This is a genomic window from Paenibacillus sp. (genome assembly GCF_048976745.1).
GTDB lineage: Bacteria > Bacillota > Bacilli > Paenibacillales > Paenibacillaceae > Paenibacillus.
Genome location: NZ_JBHGUU010000012.1, coordinates 210,596 through 225,135 on the forward strand (window position 1 = coordinate 210,596; position 14,540 = coordinate 225,135).

10 protein-coding genes are annotated in these 14,540 nt (G+C 51.3%); 8 read left to right on the top strand and 2 right to left on the bottom strand.

Going from position 1 to position 14,540, the window contains the following annotated elements; genetic code table 11:
- Nucleotides 1–87 precede the first annotated feature (87 nt).
- From ACE3K2_RS20085 to ACE3K2_RS20120, 8 genes are all read left to right on the top strand, one after another.
- Nucleotides 88–1,152 (top strand): ABC transporter substrate-binding protein, encoded by a 1,065-nt coding sequence (locus tag ACE3K2_RS20085; protein WP_421894152.1) that lies wholly within the window; start codon nucleotides 88–90, stop codon nucleotides 1,150–1,152.
- 19 nt (nucleotides 1,153–1,171) lie between these two features.
- Nucleotides 1,172–2,545 (top strand): aspartate aminotransferase family protein, encoded by a 1,374-nt coding sequence (locus ACE3K2_RS20090; RefSeq protein ID WP_421894155.1) that lies wholly within the window; start codon nucleotides 1,172–1,174, stop codon nucleotides 2,543–2,545.
- Nucleotides 2,546–2,577: 32 nt separating this feature from the next.
- Complete coding sequence (locus tag ACE3K2_RS20095) at nucleotides 2,578–3,867, top strand: M20 family metallo-hydrolase (RefSeq protein WP_421894158.1); 1,290 nt, start codon at nucleotides 2,578–2,580, stop codon at nucleotides 3,865–3,867.
- A 4-nt stretch (nucleotides 3,868–3,871) separates the two neighbouring features.
- Nucleotides 3,872–4,753, top strand: coding sequence for a nitrilase-related carbon-nitrogen hydrolase (locus ACE3K2_RS20100; RefSeq protein ID WP_421894161.1), 882 nt, complete (start codon nucleotides 3,872–3,874; stop codon nucleotides 4,751–4,753).
- Nucleotides 4,754–4,803: 50 nt separating this feature from the next.
- Nucleotides 4,804–6,171 (top strand): NAD(P)-dependent oxidoreductase, encoded by a 1,368-nt coding sequence (locus ACE3K2_RS20105; RefSeq protein WP_421894321.1) that lies wholly within the window; start codon nucleotides 4,804–4,806, stop codon nucleotides 6,169–6,171.
- A 72-nt stretch (nucleotides 6,172–6,243) separates the two neighbouring features.
- Nucleotides 6,244–7,539: an NAD-dependent dihydropyrimidine dehydrogenase subunit PreA gene (gene preA, locus ACE3K2_RS20110; RefSeq protein WP_421894164.1), complete on the top strand. Its 1,296-nt coding sequence runs from the start codon at nucleotides 6,244–6,246 to the stop codon at nucleotides 7,537–7,539.
- Nucleotides 7,536–8,981, top strand: a complete 1,446-nt coding sequence (gene hydA, locus ACE3K2_RS20115; protein WP_421894167.1) for a dihydropyrimidinase — start codon at nucleotides 7,536–7,538, stop codon at nucleotides 8,979–8,981. The genes preA and hydA overlap by 4 nt, the downstream gene beginning before the upstream one ends.
- Nucleotides 8,981–9,217 (top strand): hypothetical protein, encoded by a 237-nt coding sequence (locus ACE3K2_RS20120; protein ID WP_421894170.1) that lies wholly within the window; start codon nucleotides 8,981–8,983, stop codon nucleotides 9,215–9,217. Before hydA ends, ACE3K2_RS20120 begins: the two co-directional genes overlap by 1 nt.
- A gap of 45 nt (nucleotides 9,218–9,262) precedes the next feature.
- On the opposite strand, the gene ACE3K2_RS20125 is transcribed toward ACE3K2_RS20120, so the two are convergent.
- On the bottom strand, nucleotides 9,263–10,939 hold the full coding sequence (locus ACE3K2_RS20125) for a PucR family transcriptional regulator (RefSeq protein ID WP_421894173.1): 1,677 nt from the start codon (nucleotides 10,937–10,939) through the stop codon (nucleotides 9,263–9,265).
- 341 nt (nucleotides 10,940–11,280) lie between these two features.
- A complete protein-coding gene (locus ACE3K2_RS20130) occupies nucleotides 11,281–14,535 on the bottom strand; it encodes an efflux RND transporter permease subunit (RefSeq protein ID WP_421894177.1) in 3,255 nt (1,084 codons plus the stop codon).
- Between the last annotated feature and the right edge of the window lie 5 nt (nucleotides 14,536–14,540).

Genomic DNA, 14,540 nt, shown 5'->3' on the forward strand with positions numbered 1-14,540 from the left:
AGCAACCATAGATTGATAGAGCTGGTGAAGTAGAGCCTCATACTATCTGCTTGAAAAATCGTATATACACAGGGGGTTGTTCTGTCCATGTACAAAACGTTGAAGTTGGGTCTGCTGATCATGGTTATGTTGGTGGTTACGGCGCTGAGCGCATGTTCTACGAAATCCGAGCCAGCTACGGATCCTGTTGCTGCGAGTTCAGGAGGGGCGGGAGAAGCGGATCAACCCTTAACCAAAGTGAAAATTCAACTGAAATGGGTGCCTCAGGCACAGTTTGCCGGAATCTATGCAGCGAAGGAAAAAGGTTTTTTTGCAGATGAAGGCATTGATGCCGAAATTATTCCGGGTGGTCCGGATATCGTGATTGAACAGCAGGTAGTCAATGGTGCAGCCGATGTGGGCATCACCGGAGTAGACAGTCTGCTGGTCAGCCGGGATAACGGTCTGCCGCTTGTCTCACTCGCCCAGATCTCACAGAAGAGCAGCTATCGCTTGATTGCCAAAAAGTCCCTCGGCATCACCGATCCCGCTCAGATGAAAGGCAAGAAGGTCAGTACCTGGTTCGGCAGTCAGCAGTTTCAGGTGCTCGCGTTCATGGAGAAGAATGGCTTGGACCCGAAGAAAGATATTGAACTGGTGAAGCAGGGTTTCACGATGGATCAGTTTTTCAATGACCAGGTAGATGTGGCGACAGCAACGATCTATAACGAGTACCACGTGGTGCTGGAAAGTGGAACGAAAGAGTCCGATCTGGATGTGTTCAACATTGAAGATGCCGGTGTTGGCATGCTGGAGGATACGCTGATTGCCAAGAAAGATTGGGTGGACAGTAATCATGAGCTTGCGGTCAAAGTAACCCGTGCCATTCTGAAAGGCTGGAATTATGCCATCGACAATCAGGAGGAGACGGTAGATATCGTGATGAGTAATGTGACGGAGGGCAGTACCACCCGTGAACATCAGGTCACGATGCTGGAAGAGATTGCAAAGCTGATTCGCCCGGAAGGATTTACGGAGCAGCAAGTTGGCAGTTTTGTGGATGAATCATTTACCCGAACTGCGGATATTGCACTGAACTATGGACTAATCAAAAAAGCCGCCAACCTGGATGAAGCGCTGGAGAAAAGCATCTATGAAGAAGCGGTGAAATAAGCGTTGAGGAGGATGACGAATGAGTTCTGTAGATCAGCAGCCGCAGCCGCTTGGCGGTACGAAGGAAGAATGGCTGGAGAAGGATCGTAAATACGTATGGCATCACATCTCGCCTCATAACGATCATCCGATGATTGCGGTAAGCGGGGAGGGCAGCTGGATCACTGATCAGGATGGCACACGTTATCTGGATGCGATGTCTGGACTTTGGTGTGTGAATGTGGGGCATGGCCGTGAGGAGATTGCGAGGAGTGCCTACGAACAGATGAAAGCCCTCGCTTATGTACCGATGACGCAGAGTCACGAACCGGCGATTTTGCTGGCGGAGAAGCTGAATGAATGGCTGGAGGGGGAGTATCGAATATTCTTCTCCAACTCGGGTTCAGATGCGAATGAGGTGGCTTTCAAAATAGCCCGTCAGTATCACCATCAGAATGGTGAGCCTACTCGGCACAAATTCATCTCCCGTCACCGGGCCTATCACGGCAACTCCATGGGTGCGCTGGGTGCGACCGGGCAAGCCGCCCGCAAGATCAAATATGAACCGCTCGGCGTAGGTTTCTCTCATGTTCCGCCACCGTATTGTTACCGCTGCCCGTTTGGGCGGAACAAGGATGGGTGCGGACTCGAGTGCGCAACCATCTATGAAGAGGTGATACGTTGGGAAGGTCCTGAGACGGTTGCCGCAGTAATTATGGAGCCGGTGATTACAGGGGGCGGCATGATTGTGCCCCCGCCGGATTATATGCGGACCGTGCAAGAGATCTGTCAGCGCTATGGCGTGCTGCTCATTGTCGATGAGGTCATCTGTGGTTTTGGCCGCTCGGGGCAGAAGTTTGGTCATCAGAATTATGGTGTACAGCCAGACATTGTGACGATGGCAAAAGGCATGACCAGTGCGTATTCACCGCTATCGGCAACGGCTGTGAGAGCTGATCTGTATGACACGTTCCGGGAACCCGGACCGGATGCCCATTTTCGCCACGTAAACACATTTGGTGGCAATCCGGTGTCCTGCCGGGTGGCACTGGCAAATCTGGAGATTCTGGAACGAGAGAATCTGGTCAGCCGCGCGGAGGAACTGGGTTATCTGCTTCGTGAGAAGCTGGAACCTTTGCTAGAGCTGTCCATTGTGGGGGATATCCGTTCATTCGGATTCGCCTGTGGGGTGGAATTGATTGAAGCAGACGGGTCTCCTGCAGAAGCGGATAAAGTAATGAAGGTACTCGCCAGTTGTAAAAGGGAAGGTATTCTGATTGGCAAGAACGGTGATACCGTGCCGGGGTTTGCGAATATTTTGACGATCTCCCCACCGTTTGTCACCACTGAGGATGAGTTGGATCTGATCGCTGGAAGTTTACTCGTTGCACTACGTAGTCTGGACGCAGGTTAACACGATAAATATGCGCAAGGAGGCGAGGGAGGATGCAGACCACAACAGGCACACTCATTAATCAGCTTCGGCTGAATGAACGAATTGAGCAGTTGTCACGTATTGGCCGAATCGCAGAGACGGGTGTCTGCCGACTTGCCCTGACCCCGGAAGATATGGACGGCATCATACAGGTTCGTCTCTGGATGGAAAAGGCTGGTCTGACGACTCGACTTGATGCCTTCGGCAATCTGATTGGTCGTCTGGAAGGTGCGGATCAGGCCCTGCCGATCCTTATGATTGGTTCCCATATCGACTCTCAGCCCTATGGCGGACGATATGATGGAGCGATTGGTGTGCTTGGCGCACTCGAAGCGGTGCAATGCCTGATCGAAAATGGCATTCAGCCCCGTATGCCGATTGAGGTGATTGCCTTTTGCGATGAGGAGGGTTCCCGTTTTAATAAAGGCCTGTTCGGCTCACGTGGCATAACCGGTCAGTTGGAAGAAGGCGAACTGGATCGGCAGGATAAAAACGGAGTGACCCGCCGTGAGGCGCTGGAAGCCTTTGGTTGTTCTCCTTCGGATTTTGAAGAAGCGATCTATCCGCCAGGTTCCATAGGCAGTTATCTGGAGCTGCACATTGAGCAGGGGCCGGTACTGGAAGCATTGAATGCTCCTGTGGGTCTGGTGACGGGCATTTCGGGCCCGCTATGGCTCACGGTGACGATGAAAGGGATGGCGGGTCATGCCGGCTCCGTTCCGATGGCAATGCGGCATGATGCTTTGGCAGGCAGCGCCAAAGTCATTTCTGCTTTTGACGATATGGTGAGAGAAGACCCGGAAGCTCCAACTGTAGGTACGGTGGGAAGTCTGAGGGTGTTTCCAGATTCGCGGAATATCATCCCGGAGGAAGTCAGCTTCACAGTGGATTTGCGAGACATGGAGATGGAGCGCAGGAACCGGCTTGAAGCTCGATTGATGAACATTTTGGATGACGTGAGTTCCCGTTATGGTCTAACTTATTCGCTGACAGAGGATACGAACAGTGAGCCGCGGTATTGTGCAGAGCCAATCATGTCGGTGATTCGTTCATCCGCGGAAGAGATCGGGGTTCCTTTGCCAGAACTGATGAGTGGTCCGTTCCATGATGCGTTAGCCCTTTCTTTTGTATGTGATTATGGCATGATTTTTGTCCGCAGCAAGGACGGCATCAGTCATCATCCCAGTGAATATTCCACCCCCGAGGATATTGGATTGGGTACGGAAGTGTTGTATCGCACCATTCGGAGGATGTGCAGTGGAGAGAATGAACCAACCATTTTACCTGAGGAGGCGTTGTGACGTTATGGCCAAAATCAGTATCGGATTAATCCAGGCTTCTCATGAGATTGAAGGTTCGGCTCCCGTTGAGGTTCACAAAGAAGCTGCGGTTCAGAAACATATTGCGCTGGTTCGAGAAGCGGCTGCACGAGGGGCGAAGATTATCGGGTTGCAGGAAGTATTCTATGGCCCGTACTTTTGCACAGAGCAGAATCCCAGATGGTATGCATCCGCTGAACCGGTGCCGGAAGGACCGACGACCAAGCTTTTTCAGGAGCTGGCGAAGGAGCTTGCAGTGGTGATTATTTTGCCGGTGTACGAGGTGGAGGGCATTGCTTCGTATTACAATACGGCGGCCGTCATTGATGCAGATGGTACGTATCTGGGCAAATACCGCAAACATCACATCCCGCATGTGAAAGCAGGTGAGGGTACGAACGGGTTCTGGGAAAAGTATTATTTCAAACCAGGCAACCTCGGGTTTCCAGTATTTGATACGGCTTATGCCAGAGTTGGCGTGTACATCTGTTATGACCGTCATTTCCCGGAAGGGGCACGATTGCTCGGATTGGCGGGGGCAGAGATTGTGTTCAATCCATCCGCTACAGTTGCGGGTACATCGGAATATCTGTGGAAACTGGAACAGCCTGCTCACGCGGTAGCTAACGGCTATTATGTTGCAGCCATTAACCGGGTTGGCGTGGAAGCGCCGTGGAATATGGGTGAATTTTATGGGCAGTCGTATCTGGTGGACCCGCGAGGCAGAATGGTAGCCATGGGCAGCCGTGATCAGGATGAGGTCGTCATTGGCGAGATGGATACGGAGATGATTCGTGAGGTACGTAATGTATGGCAATTCTATCGGGATCGCAGACCGGAAACGTACGAACATCTGGTTAGTCTGTAAAAGTGGCTGGAAGCTAGCACGAATCATTCTCCAGGAGGTGCATGACATTGATGAACAGCTCAGGAACAACGTTATCCGATTATGGGTGGGAGAGTCGTTTTGCCGAGATGAAACCCGCCATGACAGGCAAGGAAGCGATGGAGGAGTCAAACCGCTGTCTGTACTGTTACGATGCACCTTGTATCAAGGCCTGTCCAACCGACATCAACATCCCTTCTTTTATTAGCAAAATATCCACAGGGCACCTGAAAGGTTCGGCCCGCACCATTATGGATGCGAATCCGGTTGGAGCCAGCTGCGCACGTGTCTGTCCCACAGAGGAACTGTGTGAAGGCGCATGTGTGCTTAACGAATCGTCGAAGCCGATTCGAATTGGTGACTTGCAGCGTTATGCCACTGATTGGGCACGGGCGAAGAATGAGCCGTTATTCCAGGCAGCGCCCGCCAATGGGAGAAATGTTGCTGTTGTGGGAGCCGGGCCAGCGGGACTGTCGGCGGCACGTGAATTGGGGCGCGCAGGGTATGAGGTGACGATCTATGAAGCCAAACCCAAAGGCGGCGGGCTGAATACGTATGGCATAGTATCTTTCCGTCTGCCCGAATCGGTTGCGCTATGGGAAGTGGAGCAGGTGGAAGCACTGGGTGTGCAGATCCGTTACGGGGTACGCATTGGTGTGGATATTCCTGCTACGCAGTTGCTGGAGCAGCATGAAGCGGTCATTCTGGCCTGTGGCATGGGCTCAGTACCCATGTTGGGCATTGAAGGGGAGACACTGGAAGGTGTCTATGATGCGATTGAACTGGTGGAGTCTACCAAGCAGGGGGTTCCGCCCGCGCTGAATGGTCTGAAGGTCGCCGTGATTGGCGCGGGCAATACGGCGGTAGATGCAGCAACTTGTTCCGTACGTCTGGGTGCAGAGCGGGTGCAGATGTTATATCGGCGCGGCGAAAGCCAGATGACGGCGTATGCGTTTGAATATACGTTTGCCAAACAGGAGGGTGTGGAGTTCCGCTGGTTTACGATGCCGCAGCGTATTATCGGAGACGAGAACGGTCGGGTTGAGGCTGTGGAATGCGTGAAAATGGAACTGGTTACCCCGCCTGGCGGTGGGCGTGCGTTGCCCGTGCCTGTGGAGGGTTCGGAGTTCATGATTGAATGTGATACGGTCATCCGGGCGATTGGACAGCATCGTTTATTACCATTAATCGAAGCGTTTGGACTGCGTCACCACTGGGGTGTCGTCGAGATTGAGCCGCATTCGTACCGTACCTCGAATCCTCAGATCTATGCGGCAGGAGATGTTATTTTTGGTCAGGGCCAGGGTGAGGCGATGGTTGTCTCAGCCGCACAGCAGGGTAAGCTCGCTGCTGCGGCAGTCATGAAGGCATTGCCTGGACAGGTGGAAGAGACGGCGTGAGTTGTGAGGGGAACAAGGTACGGAGTGTCCAGTGTAACTAGTGAGTTCAAACAACACCAAGGAGGGATCGTTATGGCTGACTTATCCATTAATCTGGCAGGTATTCGATCACCCAATCCATTCTGGCTGGCTTCTGCACCACCGACCAATACGGGGTATCAGGTTCAGCGTGCGTTCGAAGCGGGCTGGGGTGGCGCGGTGTGGAAAACACTGGGTGAGCCAATTATCAATACATCCTCGCGTTTCGCTGCGGTCCATTTCGGCGGACAGCGCGTGGCGGGGTTTAACAATATTGAATTGATATCCGATCGTCCGCTGGAAGTGAATCTGCGGGAGATTGCCGAGACCAAGAAGCGCTTCCCGGATCGCGCGGTTGTCGCTTCACTGATGGTGGAACCTACGCGGGAGAAGTGGCATGAGATTGTGAAAAAAGTGGAAGCTGTCGGTGTTGATGGCCTGGAGCTGAACTTTGGCTGCCCGCATGGCATGGCCGAACGTGGTATGGGAGCCGCCTCTGGTCAGCAACCTGACTTGGTCGAGTTACAGACGATGTGGGTGAAGGAAGTGGCAACCACACCGGTGATCGTCAAGCTCACGCCGAATATCACGGATATTACGGCAACCGCCCGGGCAGCCGTCCGCGGCGGCGCAGATGCGATTTCTCTGATCAATACGATTAACTCCCTGGCAGGTGTGGATCTGGATTCGTGGAATACCGTGCCGCATGTGGGTGGCAAAGGAGCGCATGGTGGATACTGTGGCCCAGCCGTGAAGCCAATTGCACTGAACATGGTTGCCGAGTGCGCTCGTAATCCGGAGGTGGGTGTGCCGATATCGGGTATTGGTGGCATATCCGACTGGCGTGATACGGCAGAGTTTCTGCTCATGGGTGCTACAGGGGTTCAGGTATGTACCGCAGCGATGCATCATGGATTCCGCATTGTGGAGGACATGATTGATGGGCTGAACGATTATTTGGATGAAAAGGGTCTGAGCAGCGTAGCAGAACTGGTAGGTCAGACCGTTCCACGTTACTCGGATTGGGGCAATCTCGATCTGAACTACAAAGTGGTCGCCCGCATCAACCGCGATGTCTGCATCAATTGCAACAAATGCCATATTGCTTGTGAGGACACCTCGCATCAGTGTATTGATATGTTGACCGATCCGTCCGGCTCCTATCTGGAAGTGGTGGAGGAGGATTGTGTTGGCTGTAATCTGTGTTCGATCGTTTGCCCGGTGGATGGGGCCATTGAGATGATTGAGCTTGTGCCAGAGCAGGAACCCGTAACCTGGAATGAACGTCAATCTGCGATTGCCATGCTGCAATCGGTCAGAGATCAATCAACCAAGGAGGCGATATCATGAGTACCCGCAAATTGATTCGTAATGGTGTGTTGGTCACAGCGTCAGATACCTTTGAAGCAGATATTTTGATCGAAAAGGGTAAAATCACACAGATTGGCATCGGACTGGTGCCTGACGAACGAACGGAAATTGTGGATGCAGCGGGTTGTTACGTTATTCCTGGCGGGATCGACCCGCATACACATCTGGATATGCCATTTGGTGGAACGGTAACGGCGGATGATTTTGCGACGGGAACAACAGCGGCAGCCTTTGGTGGTACAACAACGATCATTGATTTCTGCCTGACACAAAAAGGTCGTCCCTTAATCGAATCCCTCCAGGAGTGGCATGCCAAAGCCGAGGGTAAAGCCGCCATCGACTACGGTTTCCATCTCATGATTGGCGAGATGAATGATCAGGTGCTGGAAGAGTTACCGCAGATCATTGAAGAACAGGGTGTGTCATCCTTTAAGGTGTTCATGGCGTACAAAAACCAGTTCCAGGCCGATGACGGGATTCTCTTCCAGACGTTGCAAAAGGCAAAAGAGTACGGCGCACTCGTCATGGTTCATGCCGAGAACGGAGATGTCATTGACCTGCTGGTTCGACAGGCGCTCGCCGATGGGAGAACGGAACCAATTCATCATGCGCTGACTCGTCCATCCATGCTGGAGGGAGAAGCGACAGGCCGGGCGGCCCGGTTGGCTGCACTTGCGGATTCACAGTTGTATGTGGTGCATGTGACCTGTGCGGAGGCTGTGGAGCAGATCGCGCGTATGCGTGAAATGGGATACCGAATCTGGGGGGAGACCTGTCCTCAGTATTTGACGTTGGATCAGTCAATCATGGATCAGCCGGACTTCGAGGGTGCAAAGTACGTCTGGTCACCACCGCTGCGGGAAGCAGCTCATCAGGAAGTACTATGGAACGCACTGAAAAGCGGTCAGTTGCAGACGATTGGCTCCGATCATTGCTCGTTTAACTTCAAAGGGCAGAAGGACCTGGGCAAAGATGATTTCAGCAAAATCCCGAATGGGGGGCCGGTCATCGAAGATCGCCTTAGCATTCTGTATTCGGAAGGTGTAGTCAAAGGGAGGATTACGCTCAATCAATGGGTCGATCTATGTTCGACAAGAGCGAGTAAGTTATTTGGGTTATTTCCGCAGAAAGGGACTCTGGCTGTAGGGACAGATGCGGATATCGTTATTTTTGACCCTTCTGTAAACAGGGTGATCTCGGCGGATACGCATCATATGAATGTGGATTACAGTGCATTTGAAGGGATGCAGGTACAGGGATGTCCGGTGACGGTGTTGTGCCGCGGGGAGTATGTCATTCGAGATCGCCAGTATGCCGGAACAGCAGGGGCAGGGCAATATGTGAAGCGTAACAAGTATGATGCAGGCGCACCCATTCCGATGAAACAGCCTGTGACGGCAGTGAATGGAGGGAGAAGCTGATGTCGGATCATGATGTGTTTGAGGCCGAGCGGATTGCCATCGAGCGAATGGTTGCGCAGGGGTATCGAATCTATGCGGTACGGGAACATCTGGAGGGTGCTCACGTCATATGGGGGCACCCGGATCTTCCCGAAGAGAAACAAGAGCAATACGTGGGCACGGCGTCTGGACGTAAGTGGTTCAGTCATATCCTGATTCGCCAGCTTCAGGAGCAGCGGGGAGCTGGAATAGCATAGAACAACCCTGTGAGGTGAGGACAGAGAACAAGAGCAAAGTTCCTCTCACCCTAGGGGGCCATTAACGTACTCGTACGCATAGATCGCTAACTCAATAGCAACCCTTTTCTCCGGGAGGATATAGTCTTCTCCCAAAAGGGCTTCGATTTTGTCCAAACGGTGATACAATGTCTGTCTGACGATATATAGCGCGGTGGCCGTCTCTTGTTTGGAGCAGCACAGGACCAAATATTGTTTGAGCGTGCGTAGCAGCTGGCCTCCTTTCTCTACATCGTAACGGATGAGCGGCCCCAGATATTCTTCGATGAAATCATCCAGATTGCCACTCTGCTTCATACTGGCGATGATGCGGTAACAATGAAGATTGCTGTAAAAGGGCTGCTGCATCACACCGATGTCCTTCTGAATCCGCAGGGTCTCCTTTGCGGCTTCCAGGCTGTCCTTGAGACGGGAGAGGTCCGTGCAGCTATGACCGATACCGAACATGCCTGAGAAGAGGCAGTGGGACTGTTCCTGCTCGTGCTGCTGCAGCTGTTCGATGCAGCGCCAGAGACTGCTTTTGCGCTGAGATCCAGGTAGTGGGTCGAGAATGATAAGAATGATCTGGTGATTCAGAACGGTGCTGTAGAGGGTGAAGTTCTCCCGAGCGAACACGGAACGGGCGACGATGTTACGTTGGATCAATAATTTCTGAAGCCTGAGGCTGTCTGTGGATACAGGGTTACTGTCGAATAAAATAATCGTGGCTTTGCTCGTTGCGAGAAGGGGGTTAACGGCGGATACATATTCATGAATTTCCTTCGTGGAGTGATGTCCGTTAAGCCAGTCAATGACCCACATATCTTCTTTGTAGCGACGTTTCTCTTCCATGTATTTGGTTCGCATCCAATCCTGGGCAATTGCGGCTGCGCAACGTTCCAGTGCCTGAATGATGAATTCATCCGAAGGTTGGTTGGGTATGCTTGAATCGTGATCGGGCAGTTTTTGGTGCATGAGTACAAGATCGGCAAAGGTGTAGTCTAACGCCCGAACAGGCATACTGAACGCATGTAATCTGTTATCTGACAGCTGCATTACATTTGGAATATCCTCTCCTGCCAAATGTCCCCGCTGCAAAAACCAATCCTGCCGACGAGTCTCCAGCTGCTCAGGAGAGCAATAGGGAACGCTACTCGCTTCCCCTTCAAGTGGGTATAACGCCACGGCATATCCGGTTGTTCGTGACAATAATCGAAGCAGAGGTTGTACGCCATCTCCATTCAGAAGAAGTTGGTTAAATGAGGTGGTAAGATGATCGAGTTCGGCGATCATCCGCTGATGACTGCGAATCAGGGTGAAATGCAGATCTTGCGTAATATCAATGTAACGGACTTGTTCGTGGAACCAGATCAACGGGAAATCCGCGGCGACTGCAATTTCCTTCATGGCACCGAGTTGCGACTTGGTGTGATCCCCCAGTTCCATGCAGAGTCCGGCAGCCCCACGTGCAATTAACTGACGCAGAAAAGACAGACCTTGCTGCTCACCTTTCTGCCAACCAATGCCTGTCGTTAGCACCAATTCCCCGCCATTGAGCAAGTCCCCTACCTCAGGGACTTCCATGATATGAACCCAGCGAACATACCGCTCCAGTGCACGATCACTGGCCAAAACTTCCGCCTTGCGAAACACGGGGCGTTTTAACATGTCTCTGACTTGAATATGTAGCGTTGTCTCCCCCACACAACCACCATCCTTCCCCAATCACATGTGACGTATCTGGAGTCTGGAATTCTTCAACTTGCATAATTCATCCATATTATAAGTCGATTTACAGCAGATGGGCTAAAATCTCACGTTCATTTGTTTCAAATGACAATCAAGAGCATTCTTTTTGTGATTATGATTAAAATGAATTATTTCTATGTCAGTCTATGTGACGTAATTTCGACTCAAATAAAAAAGCCCTTAGCAACACATCGGAATTGAATCATTCCAATATGGGCTAAGGGGCGAGAGCCTAGAGTGTACAGTCTGTAGTTAAGTTGTATTCAAATCTTTACATGAGCACAACTCTCTACTTTTTAATCTTCGATTCTTTTCTTTTTAAATTTCATCAGGAACTCATACACAATCGGTACGATAACCAGCGTGAGCAGCGTGGAGCTGATCAGACCGCCGATTACGGTAATTCCCAATCCTTTCGAGATGATACCCGCACTCTCTTCGAGACCCGTAACCAGTGGCAACAGGGCACCGATCGTTGCGAGAGCGGTCATCAGAATTGGACGCAGACGAGTTGCGCCGGCTTCCAGCAAGGCTTCACGGGTAGGCATACCCTCTTTTTCCTTGTGAATAACACGGTCGATCAACACGATGGCGTTGGTGACCACGATTCCGATGAGCATCAGTCCACCCATCATGGCGGAGACATCAAGCGTACCCCCAGCGATGAACAAACCTACCATAATACCAATCACCGTAAATGGCAGGGAGAACAGGATGGCGAATGGTGCCAATCCGCCGCCGAATGTAACAACGAGCACGAAGTATACAATGGCGATGGCCGCCAGCATGGCGAGACCAAGTTGAGTAAAGGTATCATTAATCTGTTCGGTTGTACCGCCGAATTTTACTTCAACGCCATCAGGCAGATCCAACTTGTCGATCTCAGCCTGTAAGTTACTTGAAGCTTTCTGCACATCCGAAGCCAGGATGTTGGCTGTGACTTGTACAACAACTTTACCATCAATCTGCATGATGGAGTTCGGGGACGTACCTTCTTCCACTTTGGCAACATCTTTGATCGGAACTTGAATGCCAAGCGGTGAAGTGACGGTCTCATCCTCAATCTCATCAATACTGCTGAATGTTTTATCATCTGTCTCTACATATACTTTGTACGTTTTATTATCGATATCGACTTCCGTGAGCACAGGACGTTCCCGTGTCGGGCTCAATGCCATAGCCAGTTGTCCTGCAGTCAGGCCCAAGGAACTTAGTTTCTCCTGATCTGCAACGAGCGTATACTGCCCGTAGGTGTCAGCGAGTGTTGTATCTGCTTTTTCAAAATTATCCTTATCCGCTTCAACCAGTTTCAGAATTTCGTCCGATACAGGTTTGAGTTGCTCTACATTATCGCCATAGATGGACAGGCTCAAGCCACTGCCACCCAGACCCCCGGACATATCAAGCTCACTCCAGGTTCCTACGCTAACTTCCTTCTTCAGACCTTCGACAAGCTGTTCTTTCACTTGAGTAAAGTCTTTCGTATCTTCGTTATATTCAATATAGAATAGAGCCGAGTTGGAGCCACCGCCACCCATGCTGCTCAGTGGATTACTTCCGCCGATGGAATATTGCATTTTCTCCAGACCTGGTTGTTTCAGCAACCACTTCTCGGCAACAAGTGCTTCTTTTTCTACATCTTCACGCAAGGATCCGGTTTGTGGACTGTACGTAATCGTCACATATTTATCCTGTTGTTCCGGCAAGAAGCTTGCACCGATGAACGGGTACAGGAACAAACTTCCGACCAGCAAGATCACTGCAATACTAACCGTGATGAGTTTGTGAGACAGCGTCCAGTTCAGCAGGCGTTTGTAACCTTCCGCCATTTTGCCTGGTTTTTCTTCGTGATTCTGTTTGTTCTTCAACCCTTTACGGAACAGGGTATGCGCAAGCATCGGCACAATGGTAATGGCAACGAGCAGGGATGCCAGCAAGGCGAATACCATGGTCAGTGCAAATGGCATGAATAGCTCACCGACCATACCGCTTACCAATGCCAGTGGCAGGAATACAGCAATCGTTACAATGGTGGAGGAAAGAATAGGAATGAACATCTCGCGCGTTGCTTCGCGGACCAGTTCACGGCCTTTCAATCTCTCACCTTTGAGTGTTAATCTGCGGTAGATGTTCTCGATAACAACGATGGAGTCATCGACAACCCGTCCAATGGCAACCGTCATGGCACCCAGCGTCATCATGTTTAAGGTAATATCCATCATATTGAGCGCAGTCAATGCCATGAGCAAGGAGAGCGGGATCGAGATAATGGAGATAATGGTTGAACGAATATTACGCAGGAATAGCAGGATGATCAGGATTGCAAACAAAGCACCAAAAACGGCTTTGCCCAGCATCGTGTTCACTGAGTCCTGAATGGGCTTACCTTGGTCAAGCAGTACAGTCAAATCAGCATTTTTGAACTGCGTTTGCAACTCTTCCGCTTTGTCTTTGACTGCGTTGACGACATCAACCGTGTTGGCATCGTTGGATTTTACAATGGAAATACCGATCGATTCCTTGCCGTCTGTCCGGGAAATGGATTCCGCTTGACCGATGACTTCGATCTTGGCAATTTCACTGAGTTTTACAGTTGGAATGCCAGGTGAATTGGCAGCACCTGAAGGACTACCTGCACTGGCGTTACCGCCAGCAGCTTGACCTGCGGCCTGGTCTGTTCCTTGTGCAGAGCCAGGAGCGGTACCTTGACCTGCTTGGCCAGCTACTGAGGATTCACCAGTTGGTGCTCCAGAGCTATGTGCAGCTGCGCCTGAACCATTGCCTGTGGGAGCACCAGCACCGCCGGGTACAACTGGAATGGCAAGGTTTTTCAGATCATCGATGTCGACGATGTTTCCGTCCACGACAACGGCCTTCTGGGATTTATCCAGTTCAAACAGTCCAAGAGGCACACGGATGGAGGAACCTTGAACGATGCCGTTTACGGTATCTTCCGTTAGGCCCAGCTCGGCCATTTTGGCTTGGTCGAACTTCAGTTGAACTTCTTTCACATATTGACCGGACACCTGAACCTGAGCTACACCATCAATATCTTCGAGTGCAGGCTGAATATCCGATTCAACCAGTCGTGTCAATTGTTCCAGGTCACCGCCGTCCTTGTCGGACAGGCTCAGCGATACAACCGGGAAAGAGTTAATGCTGAACTTGGAAATGGTCGGTTTCTGCACGCTGTCAGGCAATTGAACCTCATTCAGTGCCTCACGAACGGTTGCCGTTGCGTTGGTCAGATCTGTACCATAATCGAATTCGAGCGTGATGGACGCCGCATTCTCCATGGAAGTGGAGGTAACGGTCTTCACGCCATCAACATTGCGCAGCTTCTGCTCCAACGGCTTCGTAACATCTTCAACGATACCCTCCGGTGCTGCCCCCGGATCAATGGCAGTGACATTCAGAAACGGTACGTTGATGTTCGGGATTGTCTCCTGTTTCATCGTCAGTCCGCTGTACAGACCTGCAAAAGAGATGATAATCGTCAGAATCCAAATCGCAAACTTGTTGTTCAGTGAAAAATTAATAATACCTTTCATACGAT